The sequence below is a fragment of the Streptomyces sp. NPDC055189 genome (assembly GCF_053606765.1).
Window position 1 is genome coordinate 64,948 of the sequence record NZ_JBSGSG010000032.1, and the last position, 22,990, is coordinate 87,937.

General features: G+C 71.8%; 21 protein-coding genes. 12 read left to right on the forward strand and 9 right to left on the reverse strand.

Annotation, left to right across the window (positions count from 1 at the left end):
- Positions 1 to 24 precede the first annotated feature (24 nt).
- Positions 25 to 198: a Sec-independent protein translocase subunit TatA gene (gene tatA, locus ACWFR3_RS23065; RefSeq protein WP_361193268.1), complete on the forward strand. Its 174-nt coding sequence runs from the start codon at positions 25 to 27 to the stop codon at positions 196 to 198.
- A 15-nt stretch (positions 199 to 213) separates the two neighbouring features.
- Here the strand turns inward: tatA and ACWFR3_RS23070 are convergent, their stop codons facing one another.
- Both ACWFR3_RS23070 and ACWFR3_RS23075 read right to left on the reverse strand, forming a co-directional pair.
- Positions 214 to 1,110: a class I SAM-dependent methyltransferase gene (locus ACWFR3_RS23070; RefSeq protein ID WP_453736487.1), complete on the reverse strand. Its 897-nt coding sequence runs from the start codon at positions 1,108 to 1,110 to the stop codon at positions 214 to 216.
- Positions 1,107 to 2,180: a carboxymuconolactone decarboxylase family protein gene (locus ACWFR3_RS23075; RefSeq protein ID WP_453736488.1), complete on the reverse strand. Its 1,074-nt coding sequence runs from the start codon at positions 2,178 to 2,180 to the stop codon at positions 1,107 to 1,109. The genes ACWFR3_RS23070 and ACWFR3_RS23075 overlap by 4 nt, the downstream gene beginning before the upstream one ends.
- Positions 2,181 to 2,480: 300 nt before the next feature.
- Here ACWFR3_RS23075 and ACWFR3_RS23080 point away from each other — a divergent pair, with 300 nt between their 5' ends.
- The 3 genes from ACWFR3_RS23080 to ACWFR3_RS23090 all read left to right on the forward strand — a co-directional run bounded on the left by ACWFR3_RS23080 (position 2,481) and on the right by ACWFR3_RS23090 (position 5,309).
- Positions 2,481 to 3,686 (forward strand): sensor histidine kinase, encoded by a 1,206-nt coding sequence (locus ACWFR3_RS23080; RefSeq protein WP_453736489.1) that lies wholly within the window; start codon positions 2,481 to 2,483, stop codon positions 3,684 to 3,686.
- 109 nt (positions 3,687 to 3,795) lie between these two features.
- Positions 3,796 to 4,464, forward strand: coding sequence for a response regulator (locus tag ACWFR3_RS23085; protein WP_453736490.1), 669 nt, complete (start codon positions 3,796 to 3,798; stop codon positions 4,462 to 4,464).
- Positions 4,465 to 4,505: 41 nt separating this feature from the next.
- Positions 4,506 to 5,309 carry a DUF4232 domain-containing protein gene (locus ACWFR3_RS23090; protein WP_453736491.1) on the forward strand — a complete coding sequence of 268 codons (804 nt, stop codon included), beginning with the start codon at positions 4,506 to 4,508 and terminating at the stop codon, positions 5,307 to 5,309.
- Here the strand turns inward: ACWFR3_RS23090 and ACWFR3_RS23095 are convergent.
- Positions 5,275 to 6,330, reverse strand: a complete 1,056-nt coding sequence (locus ACWFR3_RS23095; protein WP_453736492.1) for a lipoyl protein ligase domain-containing protein — start codon at positions 6,328 to 6,330, stop codon at positions 5,275 to 5,277. The two genes, ACWFR3_RS23090 and ACWFR3_RS23095, sit on opposite strands and share 35 nt — an antisense overlap.
- A gap of 103 nt (positions 6,331 to 6,433) precedes the next feature.
- Here ACWFR3_RS23095 and ACWFR3_RS23100 point away from each other — a divergent pair, with 103 nt between their 5' ends.
- Both ACWFR3_RS23100 and ACWFR3_RS23105 read left to right on the forward strand, forming a co-directional pair.
- On the forward strand, positions 6,434 to 7,897 hold the full coding sequence (locus ACWFR3_RS23100) for a basic amino acid/polyamine antiporter (protein WP_453736493.1): 1,464 nt from the start codon (positions 6,434 to 6,436) through the stop codon (positions 7,895 to 7,897).
- 50 nt (positions 7,898 to 7,947) lie between these two features.
- Positions 7,948 to 9,210 carry an arginine deiminase gene (locus tag ACWFR3_RS23105; protein ID WP_453736494.1) on the forward strand — a complete coding sequence of 421 codons (1,263 nt, stop codon included), beginning with the start codon at positions 7,948 to 7,950 and terminating at the stop codon, positions 9,208 to 9,210.
- A 21-nt stretch (positions 9,211 to 9,231) separates the two neighbouring features.
- Here the strand turns inward: ACWFR3_RS23105 and ACWFR3_RS23110 are convergent, their stop codons facing one another.
- The 3 genes from ACWFR3_RS23110 to ACWFR3_RS23120 form a co-directional block, all read right to left on the reverse strand.
- Positions 9,232 to 9,879 carry a hypothetical protein gene (locus tag ACWFR3_RS23110; protein ID WP_453736495.1) on the reverse strand — a complete coding sequence of 216 codons (648 nt, stop codon included), beginning with the start codon at positions 9,877 to 9,879 and terminating at the stop codon, positions 9,232 to 9,234.
- Between the two features lie 82 nt (positions 9,880 to 9,961).
- Positions 9,962 to 11,056, reverse strand: coding sequence for a baeRF3 domain-containing protein (locus ACWFR3_RS23115; RefSeq protein ID WP_453736496.1), 1,095 nt, complete (start codon positions 11,054 to 11,056; stop codon positions 9,962 to 9,964).
- Between the two features lie 148 nt (positions 11,057 to 11,204).
- Positions 11,205 to 11,909: a CPBP family intramembrane glutamic endopeptidase gene (locus ACWFR3_RS23120; protein WP_453736497.1), complete on the reverse strand. Its 705-nt coding sequence runs from the start codon at positions 11,907 to 11,909 to the stop codon at positions 11,205 to 11,207.
- A gap of 613 nt (positions 11,910 to 12,522) precedes the next feature.
- On the opposite strand from ACWFR3_RS23120, the gene ACWFR3_RS23125 reads away from it, so the two are divergent.
- Entirely contained in the window at positions 12,523 to 14,262 is a 1,740-nt protein-coding gene (locus tag ACWFR3_RS23125) for an alpha/beta hydrolase (protein ID WP_453736498.1), read from the forward strand.
- A 115-nt stretch (positions 14,263 to 14,377) separates the two neighbouring features.
- Entirely contained in the window at positions 14,378 to 15,208 is an 831-nt protein-coding gene (locus ACWFR3_RS23130) for an inositol monophosphatase family protein (protein WP_453736499.1), read from the forward strand.
- Here the strand turns inward: ACWFR3_RS23130 and ACWFR3_RS23135 are convergent.
- Positions 15,144 to 15,746: a hypothetical protein gene (locus ACWFR3_RS23135; protein ID WP_453736500.1), complete on the reverse strand. Its 603-nt coding sequence runs from the start codon at positions 15,744 to 15,746 to the stop codon at positions 15,144 to 15,146. The genes ACWFR3_RS23130 and ACWFR3_RS23135 overlap by 65 nt on opposite strands.
- A gap of 98 nt (positions 15,747 to 15,844) precedes the next feature.
- Between ACWFR3_RS23135 and ACWFR3_RS23140 the strand changes: the two genes are divergently transcribed.
- The 3 genes from ACWFR3_RS23140 (at position 15,845) to ACWFR3_RS23150 (ending at position 19,874) form a co-directional block, all read left to right on the forward strand.
- Positions 15,845 to 17,251: a phytoene desaturase family protein gene (locus tag ACWFR3_RS23140; protein ID WP_453736509.1), complete on the forward strand. Its 1,407-nt coding sequence runs from the start codon at positions 15,845 to 15,847 to the stop codon at positions 17,249 to 17,251.
- Positions 17,252 to 17,804: 553 nt separating this feature from the next.
- Positions 17,805 to 19,280, forward strand: a complete 1,476-nt coding sequence (locus tag ACWFR3_RS23145) for an AlkA N-terminal domain-containing protein (RefSeq protein WP_453736510.1) — start codon at positions 17,805 to 17,807, stop codon at positions 19,278 to 19,280.
- Between the two features lie 78 nt (positions 19,281 to 19,358).
- On the forward strand, positions 19,359 to 19,874 hold the full coding sequence (locus ACWFR3_RS23150; RefSeq protein WP_453736501.1) for a methylated-DNA--[protein]-cysteine S-methyltransferase: 516 nt from the start codon (positions 19,359 to 19,361) through the stop codon (positions 19,872 to 19,874).
- 4 nt (positions 19,875 to 19,878) lie between these two features.
- Here ACWFR3_RS23150 and ACWFR3_RS23155 read toward each other — a convergent pair whose 3' ends face one another.
- Both ACWFR3_RS23155 and ACWFR3_RS23160 read right to left on the reverse strand, forming a co-directional pair.
- On the reverse strand, positions 19,879 to 20,370 hold the full coding sequence (locus ACWFR3_RS23155) for an NUDIX domain-containing protein (RefSeq protein WP_453736502.1): 492 nt from the start codon (positions 20,368 to 20,370) through the stop codon (positions 19,879 to 19,881).
- 41 nt (positions 20,371 to 20,411) lie between these two features.
- A complete protein-coding gene (locus ACWFR3_RS23160; RefSeq protein WP_453736503.1) occupies positions 20,412 to 21,473 on the reverse strand; it encodes an ADP-ribosylglycohydrolase family protein in 1,062 nt (353 codons plus the stop codon).
- Between the two features lie 287 nt (positions 21,474 to 21,760).
- On the opposite strand from ACWFR3_RS23160, the gene ACWFR3_RS23165 reads away from it, so the two are divergent.
- Positions 21,761 to 22,912, forward strand: coding sequence for a glycerate kinase (locus ACWFR3_RS23165; protein WP_453736504.1), 1,152 nt, complete (start codon positions 21,761 to 21,763; stop codon positions 22,910 to 22,912).
- Positions 22,913 to 22,990 lie beyond the last annotated feature (78 nt).

Sequence of the window (22,990 nt, forward strand, 5' to 3'; positions counted from 1 at the left end):
ATCTGCGGAGAAGGGCGGACGACGATGATTCGTAACGGACTGGAACCCTGGCATCTGCTCATCGTGGCGATCGTGGTCGTCGTGCTGTTCGGCTCGAAGAAGCTGCCGGACACCGCCCGCGCGGTGGGCAAATCCCTGCGGATCCTCAAGAGCGAGACGCGGGCGATGCAGGAGGACGGGGAGCGGGGGAAGGGCTGAGCATCCGGCGGGCGGTCAGGCCGGGCGCACCGCCGTCACCAGCCACACCCCCGCCCGCATCCGAACCCCGTGCCCGGTCGCGTGCGGCCGGAACACCTCCTCGAGGGAGGTCCGCTTCTTTTCGTCGACCGTCCGGCCCGGGGTGCGCGACAGGAGGAAGTCGACGGCGTCGGCGGGGGTTTCGCCCCACACCGCCTCGATGGGTACGGGACTCACCCGCACGTCCTCGTAGGCGGTGAGCGCCTCGTGGATGCGGGCCGGGTCCGAGAGCGAGGCCATCGCGGTGCGGGCCGCCGCCGCGTCGGCCGCGGCGCCGGGCGACACCTGCTCCAAAGTCGCCTCCGGGGCGTCTTTCTGCGCCAGAAGCTTCGCGAAGAGGCTGAGCGTCCGGGACTCCTCGGTCTCCTGGTCCACGGGCTGCGGACAGACGAACACGAGCCGCCCGCCGGGACACAGCGCACGGGCGATGTTCGTGAACGCCGCGGTGTGGTCGGCGAAGAACATCACCCCGCCACGGCTGATCGCGACGTCGTACCCGGCCGCGGGGAAGGCATGGATCTGGGCGTCGGCGAGCTCGTACGCCGCGTTCGCGATGCCGTCCGACGCCGTGCTCGCGCGGGCGCGGTCGAGAAGCGGCGCCGAGATGTCCACGCCCACCGCGTGGCCGTGCGCGGCGCGGCGGGCCGCGATGCGCGTGGTCATGCCGGAGCCGCAGCCGATGTCCAGGACACGGTCGCCCGCGCCGATGGCCGCGGCTTCGAAGAGGGCGTCGTTCACGCCGGAGAGCATCGTGTCGTAGCGGTCGTGGTGCGTGGCCCAGTGGGCGCCGACCGGGCCGTTCCAGGCCGCCGCCTGGCGGGAGTTGGGGGTCCCCTGGACGCCCGGTGTGGTCGGTGTGGTCGCCGCGGTCATGACGCCTCCTCGGTGCGCTCGGTGCGCTCGGTGTGCTCGATGTGCTGGGCGTGCTGGGCGTAGTGGTGCGCCGCGAGGGTGCTCTCGATGCGGTCGACTGCCGTGAAAGCGCCGAACGCGATCAGGTGCACCAGGCAGTGGTCGCTGAACGGCGGCTTCTTCCAGGCCGCCACGTCCTCGTCCGTGATGCGGTACGGAGCGAGCGCGGCGAGCAGCGCGAGCCGCGCCCCCAAGCGCGACGCGCGGTCGGGCAGGGCGTGCCAGGACAGCGGCGGATGCTCGCCGTCCCATGCCGCCACCGTCGCCTCGACCAGGGCCCGGTCGGCCGCGTCGAGCAGGCCCGCGCCCGTCGTCGCCGCGGCGCGCAGCGCGGCGTACGCGGGACCGACGGGCGTGCCCGCGGCCCAGGACGGGCCGGGCTGCGGATCGTCGATCAGGGACAGCGCGTCGCCGGGGGTGGAGGTGCGGCGGACCGACTTCTGGAGGGAGCGGCCGCCGAGCGAGCGCACCGCACGGAAGCGCTGTGCGTTGCACGGCAGCACGGCCTCGGTGATCAGCGACGACGCGACGCGGTTGATGAAGTGGAAGGAGAGCGCGGTGCCGATGTGGGCCGGGGCGTGCGAGCGGGGGAACGGTGGCCGGGCGAGCTCCGGAGCCCGCGGGGTGCGGGTGGCCCGGCTCCAGGCGAGCAGCCGTGCCTGGTCCGGGTCATCGGGCTGCTCGCCGCGCAGCACCCGCTCGGCGACACGGTGGTCGCCGGTGGCGTGCAGCATCATCGTGTGGGCGTTCACGCAGAACGGGCAGCGGTTGGCGAGAGAGACGCCCAGGGCGACCAACTCGCGTTCGGTGCGCGTGGTGCCGCCGCTGCCGAAGGCGTCGTCGCCGCCCGCGAGCAGGGACTCGCGGAGCAACGCCCAGGTGGCGGTGAAGAGTTCCGGAGCCGGGGTGAGGGCGACGAGCGGTGCCGGCTCCGCGATGCCGAAGTCGGCGGCCATCTGCGCATAGGCCTCGGCGGTCCTGCCGGTCGCGGATTTCGGGAGTACGGGATCGGTGTATCGGAAGGTTGCCATGGCCACGATGGTCGGGGTGCCGGGTGCCTCGGGTCGTCGTCCGGCGGAAGTCAGTTGCGGGTACGCCGACGGGGCCGGGCGGGGCCGCGACTACTACGCGGGGAGTAGTGCGGAAGCGGTCCGCTGAGGTGACGCGGTTGTCAGTGGTGGCCTCTATGGTTCTGAACACGGCGGGGGATGCGCCGGTTCGGGGATGCGGGGGATGCGGGGGAGGCGAGGGGCGCGGGGGCGGAGATGGCGGGGGACAGGGCGGGGAGAGCGGCGGGGCAGGTGAACGTGCGCGGTCGGGTGCGGAGTCAGGTGCGGAGCCAGGTGCGGCAGGCGTGGGTGGGTGACGCGGTGCTCGCGGTCGTGGTGGGCGTGATCGTCGCGGTCGCCGCGGGCTCGGGCGACGGCGGCGCGGGGTTCGTGGACTACGCCCTGATAGGCGTCGGATCGCTGGCCCTCTCCGCGCACCGGAAGGCGCCGCGCGTCGTGCTCGCGGTCAGTACGGCGTGCCTGCTCGGCGAGGTGGTGTACGGGGGCGCGAGCAGCGTCGCGGCGATTCCGGTGGTGGCGGCGGCGCACACGGCCGCACGCGCAGGCCACCGGGCCCTTGCCGCCGCTGCCGCCGGGGTGTTCCTCGCGGGCTTCGCGCTGGCGGGGGAGGCCTCGGACGACGTCGCGCAGCGCACATTGCTGCTGGCCGGCTGGTTCCTGTGCGCCCTTGTCACGGGTCTGGCCGACAAGAACTGGCAGGCGTATCTGCGCCAGACCGAGCAGCGCGCCCTGGAGGCCGAGCGGACCCGTGAGGAGGCGGCGCTGCGCAGGGCGGGCGAGGAGCGGCTGCGGATCGCGCGCGAACTGCACGACTCGCTGACGCACAGCATCTCGATCGTCAAGCTCCAGGCGGGCGTCGCCGTCCACCTCGCCCGCAAGCGGGGCGAGGAGATACCACCCGCGCTGCTCGCCATCCAGGAGGCGAGCGGTGAGGCGATGCGTGAACTGCGCTCCACGCTCACGGTGTTGCGCACGGACGAGCCGACGGGAAGCCCCGCGCTGCTCGTCGAGCGCGCGCGGGCGGCGGGAATCGTGGTGGAGCTGGCGGTGCGGGGTCGGGAGCGGCCCCTGCCCGGTGACCTGGAGCAGGCCATGTACCGCATCGTGCAGGAGGGCCTCACCAACGCGGCACGCCATGCGGGCGCCACCGCCAGGGTGACGGTCGAACTCGACTACGGGGAGCGGGTGCTGGGCGTGCGGGTGGAGGACGACGGGGCCGCCGAAGCGGGACGGCCACCGGTGGAGGGGACAGGGCTCACGGGCATGCGGGAGCGCGTCGCTTCCCTGGACGGAACGCTGCGGGCGGGGCCGCGGGGCGAGGGAGGATTCCTGGTGTGGGCCGAACTGCCGCTGGTGAAAGGCGGGTTGGCGGCATGGGAGGGTCCGGTCGAGGCGGCCGGGCAGAGCGGTCCCCCGGACGGGGCCAGGATGGCGGCTGATGCCGGGCAGCTCCGGGAGGGCGCGTGATCCGGGTGTTGCCGGCGGGAGCCGCCTGGCGGGGCGGGCCGGCCGCGGTGGACGGCGTCTGTGCGGTGGTCGGTGTGGTCTCCGGGGCCGGGTGTGCGGGGGAGGGCGTGTGATTCGGGTGGTGCTCGTGGACGACCAGGCGTTGATGCGGGCCGGGTTCCGTGCGTTGCTTGAAGCCGAGGACGGTATTGAGGTGGTGGGGGAGGCTGCCGACGGGGAGCGCGGGGTCGCTCTCGTGCGGGAGTGTGTGCCGGATGTGGCGCTGATAGACGTACAGATGCCGGTGATGACCGGGATCGAGGCGACGCGCAGGATCGCCGCCGACCCGCGTCTCGGCGGAGTGCGCGTCGTGATCCTGACCAATTACGGCCTCGACGAGTACGTATTCGACGCGCTGCGTGCCGGTGCCAGTGGGTTCCTGCTCAAGGACACGGAGCCGGCCGATCTGCTGCAGGGCATCGAGATCGTCGCGCGCGGGGACTCCCTGCTCTCGCCCTCGGTGACCAGCAGGCTGATCGGTGAGTTCGTCTCGCGGCCCCCGGACCGGGCCACCGCGCCCGGCCTCGAGAGCCTCACCCGCCGGGAGCGGGAGGTCACCGCGCTGGCGGCGCGCGGTCTGACGAACGAGGAGATCGCCGCGCACATGGTGATCAGCCCGTTCACGGCGAAGACGCATGTGAGCCGGGCGATGACGAAGCTCGGTGCGCGCGACAGGGCTCAACTGGTCGTCTTCGCCTACGAGTCGGGGCTGGTGGCGGCCCGCAACGCAACTCCGTGACGTCAGATGGGGAGAAAGCATGGCCATGGCATGATCTCTGCGTGACCGTCATACCGTTCAGATCCGTGGCCCGGTTCAGAGCAGCCGGGTTGAGAGCAGTCCGGTTCAGGCAGGCCGCCGTCCTCTCGGCCGTGATGCTCCTCGCCACCGGGTGCGGACTCTCCGAGGAGCTGGAGCGGGAGGGCGATCCCGGGCGTACCGCGACCGCGACCGCGACCGCGTCCGCATCCGCGCCCGCGCAGGGCGGTCGGTCCGACGCGGGGGGCGGCGGGCCAGTATCGGCCGATCCCCTCCCGCCGGCGGAGGACTCCGCAGCGACGGCGCCGCCGCAAGGCACTGACGCGCCCTCGGCCTCGTGCCCCGCGAGCGGCGTCCGCATCACGGCCGGCATGGTCAGCGCCGCCATGGGCCTGCGCGCGACGAGCGTGACCCTGACCAACTGCGGCAAGGACACCTACCGCCTGAAGGGCTACCCGAAGCTGCGGGTCCTCGACGAGCACCGCGAGCCCCTCGACGTACAGATCCTCGAAGGCACCGCGCCCATCATGACCAGGGACGACGACCCCGGCCCGAAGCACTCGGTCTCGCTCAAGAAGGGCGAGGCGGCCTACACCGTGCTCGTCTGGCGCAACACCGTCACCGACACGACCACGACCGCCGTCAGCGGCACCTATCTGAAGGTCACCGCGGCGCCGGGCGGCGACTCCGGGACCGTGACCCCGGAGGGGCGCATCGACCTCGGCAACACCGGCCGCCTCGGCACCACCGCCTGGCAGCGGGAGGCGGCGGACGACACGGCCCCCTCCAGGCCTACGGCACCCGCGCCGTCCACTCCGGCGAGCTGAACTTCGTACGGGCGAGCTCCCGCGCCCTGGCCATCTCCTCGTCCGTGGCCCTGCCCGCCGTCAGGCCGTACCGCGTGCGGAAGGAGTCCAGCATCCGCTCGATCACGGCCTCACGGGGGAGCCCCGTCTGGCGCCGCAACGGGTCCACGCGCTTCTTCGCGCTCCGCGTGCCCTTGTCGGAGAGCTTCTCGCGGCCGATGCGGAGCACCTCGACCATCTTCTCCGCATCGATGTCGTACGACATGGTCACGTGGTGCAGCACGGCGCCGTGCCCGCCCGTGACCCGCTTCTGGGCGGCGCCCGCGACCTTCCCGGCGTCGGTGGCGATGTCGTTGAGCGGTTGGTACCACGCCTTGATGCCCATGTCGCCGAGGGCTTCGAGCACCCAGTCGTCCAGATAGGCGTAACTGTCGGCGAAGGAAAGGCCCTGTACGAGGGAGTCCGGGACCGACAGCGAGTACGTGATGGCGTTGCCCGGCTCGCAGAACATGGCGCCGCCGCCGCTGATTCGGCGCACCACCTGCACGCCGTGCCGCTCGGTGCCCGCCTGGTCCACTTCGTTGCGCAGCGACTGGAAGCTGCCGATGACGACCGCCGGGGACGCCCACTCCCACACGCGCAGGGTAGGCGGGCGCCGCCCGGCCGCGACCTCCTCGGTGAGCACCTCGTCCAGGGCCATGAGCAGGGCGGGGGACTGGGGAGCCTCGTGGATCAGCTGCCAGTCGTAGTCGGTCCAGTCGGTGGCGTGCGCGAGCGCGCGGCGCACCGCGACACCCACACCCTCCGACGTGAGCCCGTACAGGACCGAGCCCTCCGGGAGCGCCGCGTCGATGCGGGCGGCGAGGCCCGCCGCGTCGGTGTCCGCGGGGGCGCCCTCCAGGGCGCGGCTCAGGGCGTCGAACGCCTCGTCGGGTTCCAGGAAGAAGTCCCCCGCCACCCGAACGTGCCGCAGCACGCCGTCCTCGACCTCCAGATCCACGACGACGAGCTTGCCGCCGGGGACCTTGTACTCACCGTGCACTGTGCTTCCTCCGGGCCTGGCCGAATCGCGAACCCCGCCGGCCTGCGATTTCATAACAGGACAACTCTGCCCACGAGGGATGAATTCCCGCACAGGGGACTGCATGAGCCACGCTGAGACGACCGACCAGCCCACCGCCGGCGCATCACCGGCCGTCAAACTGACGCTCACGACGCTGACCATGATGGTCGTCGGCTCGATGGTCGGCGCGGGCGTGTTCTCGCTGCCACGCCGCTTCGCGCAGGAGACCGGGGTCGCGGGCGCGCTGATCGCCTGGGCCATCGCCGGTGCGGGCATGCTGATGCTCGCATTCGTCTTCCAGACCCTCGCCGTCCGCAGACCGGACCTGGACGCCGGTGTCTACGCCTACGCGAAGGCCGGGTTCGGCGAGTATCTCGGCTTCTTCTCCGCCTTCGGGTACTGGGCCAGCGCCTGCGTCGGCAACGTCACCTACTGGGTGCTCATCATGTCGACGATCGGCGCCATCTGGCCGAGTCTCGGCGACGGAGACACCCTCATCGCCGTCGTCCTCTCCTCGTTCGGCCTGTGGGCGTTCTTCCTGCTGATCCGCCGCGGGGTCAAGGAAGCCGCGGCGATCAACAGGATCGTGACCGTCGCGAAAATCGTGCCCATCCTCGTCTTCGTGATCCTCGCCCTCTTCTTCTTCAAGCCGTCCGTGTTCGCGGACAACTTCGGCGGCGCGGACTACGCGGGATCGCTCTTCAACCAGGTGCGCGGCACCATGCTGGCCACCGTCTTCGTCTTCCTCGGCGTCGAGGGCGCGAGCGTCTACTCCCGGCACGCCAAGCGCCGCGAGGACGTCGGCCGGGCCACGATCCTGGGCTTCCTCAGCGTCTTCGCCGTCTTCGCCTCGGTCACCATCGTCAGTTACGGGATCATGCCGATGGCCGAGATCGCCGAGCTGCGCCAGCCGTCCATGGCGGGCGTCCTGGAGGAGGCCGTCGGCACCTGGGGCAAGGTCTTCGTCAGCGTCGGCCTGATCATCTCCGTGCTCGGCGCCTACCTCGCCTGGACGCTGATGGCCGCCGAGGTGCTCTTCGTCGCCGCGAAGGACGACGACATGCCCCGCTTCCTGCGGAAGGCCACCTCCGAGGACGTGCCGGTCCCCGCGCTCCTGATGACCACCGCGCTGAGCCAGGTCGTCCTGATCGTCACGATGTTCTCCGACGACGCCTTCAACTTCGCGCTCGACCTGACCAGCGCGCTGAGCCTCATCCCGTTCCTGCTCGCGGCCGGATTCGCCGTCAAGATCGCCCTCGGGACCGGCCGGGAAGACCTGGAGGTCGCCGGGCAGAGCACCCGCAAGGAACTCGTGATCGCGGTGATCGCCACGCTGTACATGGCGTTCCTGCTGTACGCCGCCGGGCTCAAGTTCGTCCTGGTCTCCTTCATCCTCTACGCCCCCGCCACGCTCCTCTTCATCAAGGCAAGACGGGAACAGAACCGGCGCCTGTTCTCCCCGCGCGAGGCGGTCATCTGCGCCGTATCGATCGCGGGCGCCGTCGTCGGCGTGATCGCCCTCGCGGTGGGCTGGATCCACCTCTGACCGTCCCCGACACCCGGCCCCCAGGGGTACCGACCGACGAAAGGCGCACCGTGACAAGCCCCGACACCCCCGCCGCACCGACGTTCGGTGTCCACTCCGAGGTCGGCAGGCTGCGCAAAGTACTGGTCTGCGCGCCCGGCCTCGCCCACCGCAGACTGACCCCCACCAACGCCGACGACCTGCTCTTCGACGACGTCATGTGGGTGGAGAACGCCCAGCGCGACCACGCCGACTTCGTCATCAAGCTGCAGCAGCGCGGCGTCGAGGTCGTCGAGCTGCACGAACTGCTCGCCCAGACCATGGCGATCCCCGGGGCGAAGGACTGGCTCCTGGACCGGAAGATCACCGCGAACGAGGTCGGCCTCGGCCTCATCGACAACACCCGCGCCTTCCTGGAAACACTGGAACCCCGGCAGCTCGCCGAGTACCTCATCGGGGGCCTCGCCACCGCGGATCTGCCGGACGAGTTCCGCTCCGACTACGTCGCTCTCGTACGCGAATCCACCGGCGTACGCGAATATCTGATGCCGCCGCTGCCGAACACGCTCTACACCCGCGACACGACGTGCTGGCTGTACGGGGGCGTCACCCTCAATCCGCTGTACTGGCCGGCCCGGCACGACGAGACGCTTCTGATGAAGGCCGTCTACCAGTTCCACCCAGACTTCAAGGGCGCCACGGTGTGGTGGGGCGACCCCGAACTCGACTGGGGGCAGGCGACGTTCGAGGGCGGTGACATCATGCCCGTCGGCAACGGCGTCGTCCTGATGGGCATGAGCGAGCGCACCTCGCGCCAGGCCGTCACCCAGGTCGCATCCGCGCTGTTCAAGAACGGCGCCGCCGAGCAGGTCGTCGTCGCCGGCATGCCCAAGCTGCGGGCCGCCATGCACCTCGACACCGTCTTCACCTTCGCCGACCGCGACATCGTCACGCTCTACCCGAAGATCATGGACGCCGTGCACTCCTTCACCCTGCGGCCGAGCGACAAGGCGGCAGGCGTAGCGATCACGGACGAGGGCTCGCGGTCGTTCGTCGACGTGGTCGCCAAGTCCCTCGGCCTGCCCGACCTGCGCGTCATCGAGACGGGCGGGGACGTCTACGCCTCCGAGCGGCAGCAGTGGGACAGCGGCAACAACGCCGTCGCCCTGGAGCCCGGAGTGGTCTTCACCTACGACCGCAACACCCAGACCAACACGCTGCTGCGCAAGGCGGGCGTCGAGGTCATCACCATCGTCGGCGCCGAACTCGGCCGCGGTCGCGGCGGCGGGCACTGCATGACGTGCCCGCTCCTCCGCGACGCCGTGGACTTCTGAAGCGCTCCCCGCCGCAAGGGCTCAGTACCGCTGGGCCTTGACCAGCTTCGCGGAGAGCTTCGGCTCCGGCGGCTCGTGGCTGATGGCGTACCGCTGGGCCCGCTTGCCCGGTTCGAGGTCCTCCGTGCCGATGTAGCGGGTCTCCACGGTCTTGCCCGAGGAGTCCCTGAAGTCGACCTGCACGGCGAAGTCCGCCTTCTTGTCGGTCCTGTTGGTGAAGGTCACCACGGAGGCGAGCACACCGCCGGTGTCGGAGCGCGGCTTGCCCGTCATGGAGACGTCGGACATCGCGTTGCCCCGCCCGTCGACATCCTTCAGCGCGCTCTTCGCGGCCTGGTTGGCCCGTTCCGTGTCGGCGGACACGGACGCCTCGAACTCGTCCGCGCGCTCCGAGGCCGAGGCCTCCGCCTCGGACGCCGACGCGCGGGCGGACTCGGCGGCCTCCGAGGCCTTCGACTTCAGCGGGGACGCGGTCTTCTCCGAGAACGACGACGAGTCCGGGGCGGTCGGCCGATCGCTGACCGTCCGGCTGCCCTGGGACGAGGGCGCGTCGCTGTCGGTGCTGCACGACACGAGAGCGGCGGCGGCCGTCACCGAGGCGGCGAGGGTGAGGGCGGCGGACACCGCGGGCCCGCGGCGTGCGGGGCGCCGGTTCCTGCTTGACGGCATGGGGTGGTTCATTCGGTGCGGTCCTTTCCCTGCTGCTGATGCTTGTCGTGAGGGGCCGACTGCTTGTCCGAGAGGGCCGTAGTCAGTACCGCAGGACGCAGGCGATCCGGCCCCGTCCGGCGAGCGCGTCCTCGGGTACGAAGCGGACCTGTGCGCCGGTGTCCAGGGCCCGCTCGACGATGTCGTCGACCACGTCGTCCACCGCGTCCAGATCGTCGGACGCGGCAGGCACCAGATGTCCGCCGTCCTCACGCACGGTCGCCCGGTAGGTGTCCTCCACGGCGAGGATGCGGATGCGGTCCGTCGTCACGTTCTGCCAGACCTCGTCGAGACCGGCGGCGTACTGGCGCCGCCCCTGCGCCGCGTCCAACTCATGCAGCACGCCGTCCAGCTCGGACTTGTCCCTGGCCGCGAGGAAGGGGCGTACCGCCTGCCACACCGCGTCCGCCGGGCCGTGTGCGAGCCCGCCGTGCGGTACGGGCGTGGCCTCCTTGCCGACCGAGCCGACGTCGTCGAGCAGGGAGAGCGCCGCGGCCTCACCGGCCACGAACAGGGGGCGCGGGTGGGAGCGGAACACACCGGCCACAGTGTGGTCCGCCTCGCGCAGGAACCTGCGGGTCTGCTCGTCGCGGAAGGTGCTCGGCAGGTCCCCGATCCGCTCCTGGCGCTCGGCGTCCGGGTCGTCGAGGCTCCTGGTCAGCGGGAATCCGTCCCCCTCGTGCTCGGTGACCCGGGCGGCGGTGCCGCTCCACAGCGAGACGCGGTCGGCCGATACGGCGAGGACCCAGTACGGGCGCTCGGCGGCCTGCGCCGCGACGACGTTGCGGGTGAGGAAGGTGTCCGAGAGCACCACCCTCGACGGCACCGTCCTGGCGAGGGACCACACCTGGTGCTCGCCGGGCGCGGCGAAGACGGCGAGCCCGTCCTCGGCGTGCACGAGGTCGATCTCCGCCACCGCCCGGTCCAGCTGCTTGGCCACCTCGATCCGCTGCTCCCTGGCCACGGCCGGATCGGACTTCAGACGTTCCTTGGCCTCGTGGACGAGATTGCGCAACCGCACGGGGTCTTGGGCGTTGTCCGGCTCTCTGCGGTGGGTCGGCAGCAGGACCGTGACGGCGGGGTAGGGGCGCGGTCGGCGCAGCCCGGCCAGTGTGGCCGGGTTGAGGGAGGGGTGCATGGAAGTGACCCTTTCGGGGCGGGGTGGCGTACGAAGGACCTCCAAAGAGGGCGTTACGCCATGAAATCCACCCTATGACGGTTCCGTGGCCGGGGCACTTCACCCGGAACGGGTCATTTCGACGGGCCTCCCCGGGTACGTCTTCGGCTTACCTCAGGAGGAAGCCGAAGACGTACCCGAGGGCGTTCGTGGCCCAGTGCAGCCCCATGGGGGCGAGCAGGCTCCCGCTGCGGCGGCGCAGTTCGCAGAAGAGGCAGCCCGCCAGGGCGGTGAAGAGGACGGCCCCGGCGTCGACGACGATCACCCCGATGACCGACTGCCCGAAGGCGCCGCCGAGCACGGGCTTGGCGTCCGCGAGGCCGAGTGACGGCAGGATGTGCCAGAGGCCGAAGAGCCCGGACGAGACCAGGGTCGCGGCGAGCGGCCCGCGGGTGCGCAGGAGCAGCCCGAACAGGACGCCCCGGAAGGCCACCTCTTCAAGCAGGACAGTGCCGAACGGCACTGTCACACAAACCCGCAGGGCTACCTCGCCCCCGCTCAGACCGCTCTGCCGCTGATCCTCGAACAGACCGCGGGTGAGCGGCAGCGCGGCGGCGAGCGCGTACCCGGCGGCGACGATGCCGATCAGGGCCAGTGCCCACCACAGACCGCGTACGAGGGTGCCGCGCGCGAGTCCCACGTCGGCCCAGCGCCCGCCGGACCAGTACACGATCGCGAGCAGCACCGCCGTGGCCAGCAGGGAGAGGGGCAGGCTCCAGTCCTGTGCCCACCGGTTGTTCGCGAGGTTGCTGAGCACGAGGACCGTGACGGTCGCGGTGACGGCGGTGGCCGTCGTGAGGCGTCGAACGCGCACGAGTCCATCGTGCGGGCACCCGCCGCGGGCGGCGACCGGAAAGCGGATTGCGAGGTATTGGGGGCTGGGCGAGCATGAGATGGCGGTGCAACCGCGCCCACGCCCGGAGACACCCGTCACCGGACGGCCGCACCGGATCTCGGAGCTGAGGCGGTTGGCGAAGAACGCGCCCCGTCGCGCGGACGGGGAGGAGCCCCGCCGGGTGGGCGGGGGTGAATCCCGCCGGGCAGGCGGTGACGAGTTCCGCGGGGCGGAGGGGGACGAGCTCCGCCGAGCGGACGGGGGTGTATCTCGTCGGGCAGGTGGGGACGAGCCGCGTCAGGCGGTCGAGGGCGAATCCCGTCGGGCGGACGGGCCGGAGCCGCGCCAGGCAGACGGTAGCGAGCCTCGCCGGGCAGACAGTCAGGAACTCCGTCGGTCGGACGGGCAGGAATCCGGTCGGGCGGACGAACCGCGCCTGGGAGATGGCCAGGAATCACGTCGGGCGGACGAGGGCGAGCCCCGACGAGCAGACAGTGAGGAGGCCCACCGGGGGGACGGGCAGGAAGGCCGTCAGGCAGAGGAGGGGGACGAGTCCCGGGCGGTAGATGGGGGGAGATCCCGCTGGGGAGCCGTGTGGCAGAGGACGGTGCAGGGGGTCGGTGGTGTTGTCCGTAAGCCGTACTGGGAGCGGCCCGACTCCGGATACCTCGTCAGGCGCTGGCCGGACTTCACCGCCGCCTGCTTCGGCACCGTCTTCTTCTGGCTCTCCCTCACGCCCTCGCTCGTGCCCCGCCCCTGGCTGCTGCAGGGTGTCGTCGGAGGGATCACCGCGGCCATCGGCTACGGACTCGGCTCGGCCGTCGTCACCGTGTGCCGCGCGCTGCTGCGGTGGCGTCCGAGCGAGAAGGTGCGGGCGCGGCTCTGGCAGGCGTACTGGGTTCTCGGTCTCGGCCTCACCGCCTGGCTGATCTCCGAGGCTGATCACTCGCAGCGCCGCCTGCGCGAGCTCCAGGGGCTGCCGCCCTCGATGGCCTGGCACGGCCTGGTCATCGTGCTGATCGCGGTCCTGCTCTGGGCCCTGTTCCTGCTGGCAGCTCGCGGCATCCGGCTGGGGGCGCGCACGCTGATCCGCACCCTGAACCGGTTCGTGCCGCTCCCCGTCGCCATCGGCCTCGGCCTCGCGCTCAGCGCGCTGATCGTCACGGTCGGCCTGCGCGACGTCGTCTTCCAGCGCGGCGTCATCGACCTCGCCGACCGCGTCGCGTACGCGACGAACGGCGGCACCAAGGAGGGCATCCACCGGCCGACCTCCCCGCTGGTGTCCGGCGGACCAGGTTCGCTCCTGCGCTGGCAGGACCTCGGCTTCCAGGGCCGCAACTTCGCGGGCTCCACGCCGACGGGAGAGCAGATCACACGGCACACGGGCCGGCCCGCGAAGGACCCCGTGCGCGTCTACGTCAGCGCGTCGGCGCCGGAAGCGTTCAGCAGCCGGGACCCGTTCGCGGCCAAGGCCCGGCTCGCCGTACGGGAGCTGGAGCGGACCGGCGCCTTCGACCGGGACGTGCTCGCGATCGCCGGGACCACGGGGACCGGCTGGGTCAACGCCGACATCAGCGAGCCCCTGGAGTACATGCACGACGGCAATACGGCCATCGTCGCCGTCCAGTACTCCTACCTCCCCAGCTGGGTCTCCTTCCTCGTCGACAAGGAGCGCGCCGCGCAGGCCACGCGCCAACTCGTGGACGCGGTCCTCGCGAAGTGGTCCGCCCTGCCGGAGGACGACCGGCCCAAGCTCGTCGTCACGGGGGAGAGCCTGGGCGGGTTCGCCATCGAATCTTCGTTCGACGGCGTGGACGATCTCCTCGCCAGGACCGACGGAGCGCTCATCGTCGGCACGCCCAACTTCGCTCCGATGTCGCAGGAGATCCGCGAGCACCGGGACGACGGAAGCCCGGTCTGGCGACCGCTGTACGAGGACGGTCGGAACGTAAGGTTCGCGCAGTTCCCCGGGCGGGACCTGAAGCGGCCCTCTCCGGACGCGGCCTGGAACGACCCCCGGATCGTCTATCTGCAGAACGCCTCCGACCCGGTCGTCTGGTGGTCGTCCGACCTGCTCCTGCACCGCCCGCAGTGGCTCGAGAACCCGCTCGGCCCGGACATCACCCCGGCGATCCGGTGGTTCCCCGTCGTCACCTTCTGGCAGACCTCGGTCGACATGGCGGTGTCGTACGGCGTAGAAGCACCGCACGGCCATCGGTACGGGACGGCGCCGGTCGACGGCTGGGCGGCGATCGTGCCCCGCGAGGGCTGGACGCCGCAGGACACGGAGAAGCTGCGCCGCCACATGGAGGAGCGGGAGTCGCCGTACTGAGCGAGGGCGGCCCGTCCGGGGCGGGGCCGGGTGGTTAACGGGGGATTCATCTCGATTCCACGGCCCGTACCGCCGAGCCGCACGGATTGTCAGCCCGGCGTGCTCTCATGGAGACATGATCGAAGCGATCGAAGAATTTCTTGTACGTGGCGTCCCCGACGTCGAAGAAGCACTCCGCAAGGCCGCCGCGGCGGAGGTCATGCCGCGGTTCCGGCAGCTCGCCGAAGAAGATGTCGTCCAGAAGAGCGGCCCGCACGACCTCGTGACGGTGGCCGACCGGCTCGCCGAGGAACACCTGACGGAAGCACTCACCACCCTGCTGCCGGGCTCGGTGGTCGTGGGTGAGGAAGCGGTGCACGCGGACCCCTCGACCTACGAGTCGATACGCACGGACGCACCGGTATGGATCGTCGACCCGGTCGACGGCACACGGCAGTTCGTGCACGGAGACCCCGGATTCTGCATGCTGATCGCGCTGGCCTGGCGCGGAGAGGTGTACGCCTCCTGGACGTACGCCCCGGCGCTCGACGAGATGGCCGTGGCGGTGCGCGGCAAGGGCGCCTGGCTGGACGGCGAGCGCCTGGTGGCCGGTTCGTCGGGGGAGGTCCTCGAAGTGGCGACCTCGCACCCGGACTACACCACGCCTGAGCAGAAGCGCGCACTGCTCGGCCTGCGCGTGGAGGGCGTCGTGCCGCGACCCTGCGGCTCGGCGGGACTTGAGTATCTGGCCGTCGCCAGGGGGGAGTTGGACGCGGTCGCGTTCTCCTGGGAACTCGCCTGGGACCACGCGGCGGGCCTGCTGCTCGTGGCGGAGGCCGGGGGCGGCAATCTGACCGTCGCCGGGGAGCCCTTCCGGATCGAGGGCGGGAACGCCCTGCCGTTCACGGCCGCGCGGGATGCCGCCACGGCTCGCCGGGTGGTGGAGTTGCTGTCGGCCGCAGTCTGATCTGCGGGGCGCTGCGCGGCTCCAGGTGGAAGCGCACGGTGCCGACCTCGAACTCGGTGACCGTGCCGACGTCCGGCCAGTCGTCGGGGTCGAACGGAAGCTGCAGCATGTCGACGAAACCGATGACCGGCAGCCCCAGGTCGACGAAGAGCCCTACCGTTCCCGCCCCCCACGGCAGGACGCTGACCGTGCCGGTCAGGCGGGTGCCTCGCGGAAGCGGGCCACCCGTTTCCCGTGCCCCGGTGTTCCGGCCGTGACGCGCACGCTGCCACGCGGTCTCGAAATCCGCCTCGGAGACCGGCTCCCCGCTGACGGGGCCGTCCAGGAGCGCGCCGTACCGCGCCTCGTACAGCCGGGCACCGAAAGGCTCGAACTTGTCGAGGACCCAGGCGAGTTCGGAGCGTGCGGCCGCCACGGAAGCCGGGCGGTCCGCTCCTTGGGGGCCGCGGAAGGACGCCTGACGTACGACGATCGCGTCGTCCCCCGTCTCGAACCAGTCGTCGGAGCCCGCGTCAGCGCGGTGAAACCAGTACGTCACCCGTCAGAGGCTACCCGGGCCCACGGCACTGTCGGTGGCCCGGCCTATCCTGGGCGGCAGAGGCCATCGGCTGACAAAGGAGTCCGAAGGTGCCGTCGATGCTTGATGCCGTCATCGTGGGGGCGGGACCGAACGGTCTGACCGCTGCCGTCGAGCTGGCCCGCCGTGGCTTCTCGGTGGCCGTGTTCGAGGCCAGGGACACCGTCGGCGGCGGGGCGAGGACCGAGGAGCTGACGCTTCCCGGGTTCCGGCACGACCCCTGTTCCGCCGCGCACCCGCTGGGCATCAATTCGCCCGTGTTCCGGACCATGCCCCTCGATCGGTACGGCCTCGAGTGGCTCCAGCCGCAGCTGCCCATGGCGCACCCCTTCCCGGACGGAAGCGCCGCCGTGCTGTCCCGTTCCGTCGGCGAGACGGCCGCCTCCTTCGGACCGCGTGACGCGGGGGCGTACCGCAGGCTCGTCGAGCCCTTCGTCGACAACTGGGACACCCTCCTCCAGGACTTCATGGCGCTGCCCTCCACCGCCCTGCCGCGCGATCCCGTGACCCTCGCGCGCTTCGGGCTCGCGGGCCTGCCGCCCTCCACCTGGCTGATGCGGCGCTTCCGTGACGACCGGGCCCGCGCGCTGTTCGCCGGGCTCGTCGCCCATGTCATCGCGCCGCTCGGCGGGTTCGCCACGGGCGCCGTCGGCCTGGTCTTCGCCCTGGCGGCGCACGCCCGTGGCTGGCCGGTCGCGCGGGGCGGTTCGCAGTCGATCTCGGACGCGCTCACCGCGTACCTGAAGGACCTCGGCGGCACGGTCCACACGGACTACGAGGTCAAGCGGCTCGACGATCTGCCGCCGGCGCGCGCGTACGTCTTCGACACGTCACCCACCGCGCTCGCCCGGATCGCGGGTCTGGGGCGGAGCTACGAGAACTACCGGTACGGCGCGAGCGTCTTCAAGATCGATTACGCCCTGGACGGGCCGGTGCCGTGGACGGCGAAGGAGGCGCGGGAGGCGGGGACCGTGCAGGTGGGGAGCAGCAGCGCCGAGATCGGCTCCGCGTTGCGTGCCGTGTCGCGTGAGGGGCGTGCGCCTGATGCGCCGTTCCTGATCACGGTGCAGCCCGGGGTCGTCGACCCGTCCCGCGCGCCTGCGGGCAAGCAGGTCTTCTGGGCGTACGGCCACGTCCCCAATGGGTGGGACGGCGATCTCACCGATGCGATCGAGCGCCAGCTGGAGCGGTTCGCTCCCGGTTTCCGTGACCGCGTCCTGGCGCGAGCCAGTGCGGGGCCTGCCGAGCTGGTCGCCCGTAACGCCAACTATGTCGGCGGCGACATTGCCTGCGGCGCGGCGAGCGGGCTTCAGCTGGTGCTCCGCCCCAAGCTCTCCCTCTTCCCGTACGGGACCGCGCATCCGGCCGTGTTCATCTGCTCCTCCGCGACGCCGCCCGGGCCCGGCGTGCATGGCATGTCGGGGCACAACGCGGCGAAGGCGGTCTGGCGCAGCCTCCGCGGATAACTGGCCCCTGGGCCTTCAGCGCGCCCCACCTCCCCCCGCACGACCAAGCCTCTCCCACCCACCCGCCCGATCACCCTGCATCCACCCTGCACGAACAAGCCTTCCCGCCCACCCGCCCGATTGCCCCGCATCCACCCCTGGACGCACGAGCTTTGCCGATTGCCTCGCAGCGACCGGGCGTGTGGGCCGGGGATGGGGTGAATGGGAGCCCGACCCTCAATCACTCGCAGTCGGCGTCGAGACGTGAGGGGGTGTGTCGGTATTTCCGCCCGGAGCATGGTTCGCGGCGCTCCCGAACCGAAGCAATCAAGCGTCCACCAGCGGATGGCGAGGACGGACATACCGGCGCGGCCCCGGCCCCACAGACGGGCCAGCCCCGCACCGGAACAGGCCCGCACCCGGTATCGGCCCCGCCCCCCACGACGGAGCAGCACCGCCCCCCCGCCCCCCAAGGTCCATGTCGGATTTTCGCCAGCCAGGGTAGTCCCCCATGGCCGATCCTTGAGGCATGTCCACCCCCACCGCCACCGCCAGAACCCCGGCCCCGCCGGGCATGCACACCGACGCCGAGCGCTGCGTGCGGGCCGTGCAGTCGAAGGACGCGCGCTTTGACGGGTGGTTCTACACCGCCGTTACGACCACCCGCATCTACTGCCGGCCCAGCTGCCCCGTCGTCCCCCCGAAGCCCGAGAACATGAGCTTCTACCCGAGCGCGGCAGCCTGCCAGCAGGAAGGGTTCCGGGCCTGCAAGCGGTGCCGGCCCGACAGCAGCCCCGGCTCGCCCGAGTGGAATCAGCGCGCCGACCTCGTGGCCCGCGCGATGCGCCTCATCGCGGACGGAGTAGTGGACCGCGACGGAGTCCCCGGCCTGGCCACCCGCCTGGGCTACAGCACCCGCCAGGTCGAGCGACAGCTCCTCGCGGAACTCGGCGCGGGCCCCCTCGCCCTGGCCAGGGCCCAGCGCGCCCAGACCGCCCGCCTGCTCATCGAGACGACCACCCTGCCCATGGCGGAGATCGCCTTCGCTTCGGGGTTCGCCTCGATCCGGACCTTCAACGACACCGTCCGCGAGGTCTTCGCCCTGGCGCCCGGCGAACTCCGGGCCCGCGCCCCGAAGGCGGAGAGGAAGGCGACGGCCGCCCCCGGAGCCCTCTCCCTCCGGCTCCCCTTCCGCGCGCCCCTCAACCCCGACAACCTCTTCGGCCACCTCATCGCCACCGCCGTACCCGGAGTCGAGGAGTGGCGCGACGGCGCGTACCGCCGCACGCTCCGCCTCCCGTTCGGCCACGGAGTCGTCGCCCTCACCCCCGCCCCGGACCACATCGCCTGCCGCCTCAGCCTCACCGACATGCGCGACCTCACGATCGCCATCAGCCGCTGCCGCCGCATGCTCGACCTGGACGCGGACCCGGTCGCGGTGGACGGCCAGCTGAGCGCCGATCCGCTGCTCGCGCCCCTCGTGGCCAAGGCGCCGGGCCGCCGCGTGCCGCGCACGGTCGACGAGGCGGAGTTCGCCGTACGGGCGGTGCTCGGCCAGCAGGTCTCCACGGCCGCCGCCCGCACCCACGCCGCGCGCCTGGTCACCGCGCACGGTGAGCCGATCGACGACCCCGAGGGCGGCCTCACCCACCTCTTCCCGGCGCCGGAAGCCCTCGCCGCGCTCGACCCGGAAGCCCTCGCCCTGCCGCGCAGTCGCCGCACCACCCTGACCACGCTCGTACGCCACCTCGCCGACGGATCGATCCGGCTCGGCGTGGAGAGCGGCTGGGAGGAGGCCCGCGCCCGGCTCACCGCGCTGCCCGGCTTCGGCCCCTGGACGGTCGACGTCATCGCGATGCGGGCGCTCGGCGACCCCGACGCCTTCCTGCCCACCGACCTCGGCGTCCGGCGCGCGGCACAGGAACTCGGCCTCCCGCACACCCCGGCGGCGCTGACCGCACGGGCCGCGGCCTGGCGACCCTGGCGCGCGTACGCGGTCCAGTACTTGTGGGCGACCGACACCCACCCCATCAACAGCATCCCGGCCTGAGAGAGCTCCGACCCAACAGAGCTCTGACCCAACAGAGCTCCGGCCCAACAGAGCCCGGCCTCACAAAGGACAGCCCCCATGCACCGCCAACACACCCTCATCGACAGCCCCTACGGCCCCCTGACCCTCGTGGCCACCGACGGCATCCTCAGCGGCCTCTACATGACGGAGCAGCGCCACCGCCCGCCCGAGGAGACCTTCGGCGATCGCGACGCCGAGCCGTTCGGGGAGACGATCAGCCAGCTGGAGGCTTACTTCGCCGGAGAGTTGACGGAGTTCGACCTGCCGATGCACCTCGGCGGCACGCCGTTCCAGCGCACCGTCTGGCAGCAGCTCCAGCTGATCCCGTACGGCGAAACCCGCACGTACGGCCAGCTCGCCACCGCGCTCGGGAAGCCCAACGCCTCACGTGCCGTCGGCCTGGCCAACGGCAAGAATCCGATCGGGGTCATCGTGCCCTGCCACCGGGTGATCGGTGCCGGCGGTTCCCTCACCGGCTACGGCGGCGGACTCGACCGCAAGCAGCGGCTTCTGGCCTTCGAGGGAGCGCCCCTGCCCAGGGCCACCGCGACGCCCACGGACGCCCTGTTCTGACCCCTCAGCCCACCCGCACCCCGTCCTCCAGCTCAACCGGCCCCGCCCCCGCGTCGAGCGCGTCGAGCCCGGCGCGCACCCGCCGGCCCAGCTCTCCCGGCAGGAACTCCGGAAGGTCCTCGCGGGCCACGAGGCGCCAGGAGAGCAGTTCCTCCTCCTGGAGCCTGATCGACTTCAGCTGCTCATCGCCGAGCACCCCGCCGTCGTACAGATAGGCGACCAGCGGCGGCCGCGCCGTACCCGGCACCCAGTCCACCGCGAGCAGCGCACCCAGCTCGACGTCGAGGCCGATCTCCTCGGCGGTCTCGCGGCGCGCCCCCTGCCGCGGTGTCTCCCCTTCGTCCGACTCGACGGTGCCGCCGGGCAGGGCCCACCCCTCGCGATAGTTCGGCTCGACGAGCAGCACACGCCCCCCGGAGTCCCGGAAGAGCGCGGCGGCCCCGGCGATGATGCGCGGGAGGCCCGCGATGTACGTGGCGTAATCCTGAGTGGTCACGCGGAAAGGGTAGACGCGCGGGGGAGCGGGGAGGCGCCGCGCTAGGCCTTGGCCAACTCGACCGTCCTGGAGGCGAGTTCGGTGATGCTGGCGCCGTCGAAACCGAACACCGCGCTGCGCACCCGGTCTTCGAGCGGGTCCCGCCACTGCGCGGGGATCGCCTTGGCCCCGCACATCACCCCCGCGACGGACCCGGCGGTCGCGCCGTTCGAATCGGTGTCGAGGCCGCCGCGCACCGTCAGCGCGATGGTGCGGGTGAAGTCGCCGTCACCGTAGAGAAGTCCGGCCGTCAGGACGGCCGAGTTCGGCACGGCATGGATCCAGCCGAGCCCGGAGGTCTCCGCCTCGGTGGTGGCAAGCGTCTCCTCCCAGTCGAGCCCGGCTTCGTACAGCGTGACGACCCGGCGCACCGTACGGGCAAGGCGGCAGCCCGACGGGATCACCCCGAACGCCGCGTCGAGGGCGGCCCGCGGCGTGGCAGCGGCGAACGCGGCCGAGACGAGCGCCGCCGCCCACATCGCTCCGTACACGCCGTTGCCGGTGTGCGAGAGCACCGCGTCGCGGCGGGCGAGGGAGGCGGCGCGGCGCGGGGCGCCGGGGTTCGTCCAGCCGAAGATGTCGGCGCGGATGAGGGCGCCGATCCACTCCTGGCAGGAGTTCTCGTACGTCGCGGTGAGCGGCGGCTTGAGTCCGTTCGTGAGATTCCGGTACGCGGCGCGCTCGGCGGTGAACGTCTGCAGATAGGGCAGGCGAAGCAGCCACAGCTCGCCGACCTGTTCGGTGCTGAAGTCGAAGCCGTGCGTTTCCAGGAGATGGAGGCCGAGGACCGCGTAGTCGACGTCGTCGTCACGGCAGCTGCCGTGCACCCCGCCGCGTACACACTGCTGCCACTCGGGCCGCAGCTGGAACTCCTCCACCCAGGACGGGGGTTCGGGCAGATAGTCGGTGAGCGGCAGTGCGTCGGCCTGCCGCAGGTAGCGCTCGATGCGCTCCCGCGTCCAGTAGTCGCCCCGCTCGATCGGTTTGCCGAGCATGTTGCCCGAGATCCGTCCGATCCAGCCGCCGAGAACACGGTCGGCGAGTTCCGTATGCGCTGGGGTCATGCATCCGGTCTACCGAATTCCGGGGCCTTGTGCGGTCAACGCGGCCGGTTCGGCGTGGAGCGTGGGACGTTTGTCTGGATTTCGATCGAGTGCGCATTCTTCTGGCTGCTGATCGATCATTCTTACGCTCGCCTGCACCTGTATAGGGCGCTTTAGGATGATTTAAAGGGGAGGGATGAGGCTCCGATATGCGGACGGCCATGGGCAGGCGGCCCCTTCTGCGGTTATGGTCGCAGCGGCGCGACTGCCTTGACGCGAGCAAGGCCCGGAAAGCAAGGGGATGCAAGGTGGCGGACGCTGCTGGGACGGCGGGGCATGTGCTCATCGCCGCGGACAAGTTCAAGGGATCGCTCACGGCCGTGCAGGTCGCGGAGCGGGTGACGGCCGGGCTCCGCCGTGTCGCCCCGCAGGTGGAGGTCGAGGCCCTGCCGGTGGCGGACGGCGGCGACGGCACGGTCGCCGCGGCGGTCGCGGCCGGTTTCGAACGCCGTGAGGTACGGGTGACGGGGCCGCTCGGCGACCAGGTCACCGCGGCGTACGCGCTGCGGGACGGGACCGCCGTGGTGGAGATGGCGGAGGCGTCCGGCCTCCAGCTGCTGCCCGACGGCGTCTTCGCCCCGCTCACGTCCACGACGTACGGCTCCGGGGAACTGCTGCGCGCCGCGCTCGACGCGGGCGCGCGGACCATCGTCTTCGGCGTCGGGGGCAGCGCCACCACGGACGGCGGGGCCGGGATGCTGGCCGCGCTCGGTGCGGTGTTCCTGGACGCGGCGGGGGAGCCGGTGGCGCCGGGTGGCGGTCCGCTGGCCTCGCTGGCCACGGCGGACCTCTCCGGTCTCGACAAGCGGTTCGCCTCGGTGGACCTGGTCCTTGCCAGCGACGTGGACAACCCGCTGACGGGCCCCAAGGGCGCCCCGGCGGTGTACGGGCCGCAGAAGGGGGCTTCCCCCGAGGACGTGGCCGAGCTGGACGCGGCCCTCGCGCACTTCGCGCGGGTGCTGTCCGAGTCGGCGGGCTCCTCCGCCCTGGAGTACGCGGAGTCTCCGGGAGCCGGAGCGGCGGGCGGCATCGGCTATGGCGCCCTTGTCGGGCTCGGGGCGAGTTTCCGGCCCGGTATCGAGGTCATGCTGGATGTCCTCGGCTTCGCCCCCGCGCTGGCCAGGGCCTCGCTGGTGATCACCGGAGAGGGCTCCCTCGACGAGCAGACCCTGCACGGCAAGGCTCCCGCGGGTGTCGCTGCGGCGGCGCGGGCTGCGGGCGTGGAGGTCGTGGCGGTCTGCGGTCGGCTTGCCCTTCCGGCGGAGGAGCTGGGTAAGGCGGGCATCCGGCGTGCGTACGCGCTCACCGACGTGGAGCCGGATGTGGCCCGCTGCATTGCCGAGGCGGGGCCCATCCTGGAGACCGTGGCGGAGGGCATCGCCAGGGACTACCTGAGCTGAGGCGGGGGAGGGGGGGCCCTGCGGGGCTTTCCCCAATCCCGCCCCTTCCCGAAACCAGGGGGCTCCGCCCCCTGGACC

Excerpts from the sequence above, each read along its gene's own strand:
- tatA (WP_361193268.1), top strand. The coding sequence starts at position 25 with ATGATTCGTAACGGACTGGAACCCTGGCATCTGCTCATCGTGGCGATC.
- ACWFR3_RS23070 (WP_453736487.1), bottom strand. The coding sequence starts at position 1,110 with ATGACCGCGGCGACCACACCGACCACACCGGGCGTCCAGGGGACCCCC.
- ACWFR3_RS23075 (WP_453736488.1), bottom strand. The coding sequence starts at position 2,180 with ATGGCAACCTTCCGATACACCGATCCCGTACTCCCGAAATCCGCGACC.
- ACWFR3_RS23100 (WP_453736493.1), top strand. The coding sequence starts at position 6,434 with ATGAGCCACGCTGAGACGACCGACCAGCCCACCGCCGGCGCATCACCG.
- ACWFR3_RS23110 (WP_453736495.1), bottom strand. The coding sequence starts at position 9,879 with ATGCCGTCAAGCAGGAACCGGCGCCCCGCACGCCGCGGGCCCGCGGTG.
- ACWFR3_RS23115 (WP_453736496.1), bottom strand. The coding sequence starts at position 11,056 with ATGCACCCCTCCCTCAACCCGGCCACACTGGCCGGGCTGCGCCGACCG.
- ACWFR3_RS23130 (WP_453736499.1), top strand. The coding sequence starts at position 14,378 with ATGATCGAAGCGATCGAAGAATTTCTTGTACGTGGCGTCCCCGACGTC.
- ACWFR3_RS23140 (WP_453736509.1), top strand. The coding sequence starts at position 15,845 with ATGCTTGATGCCGTCATCGTGGGGGCGGGACCGAACGGTCTGACCGCT.
- ACWFR3_RS23145 (WP_453736510.1), top strand. The coding sequence starts at position 17,805 with ATGCACACCGACGCCGAGCGCTGCGTGCGGGCCGTGCAGTCGAAGGAC.
- ACWFR3_RS23150 (WP_453736501.1), top strand. The coding sequence starts at position 19,359 with ATGCACCGCCAACACACCCTCATCGACAGCCCCTACGGCCCCCTGACC.
- ACWFR3_RS23160 (WP_453736503.1), bottom strand. The coding sequence starts at position 21,473 with ATGACCCCAGCGCATACGGAACTCGCCGACCGTGTTCTCGGCGGCTGG.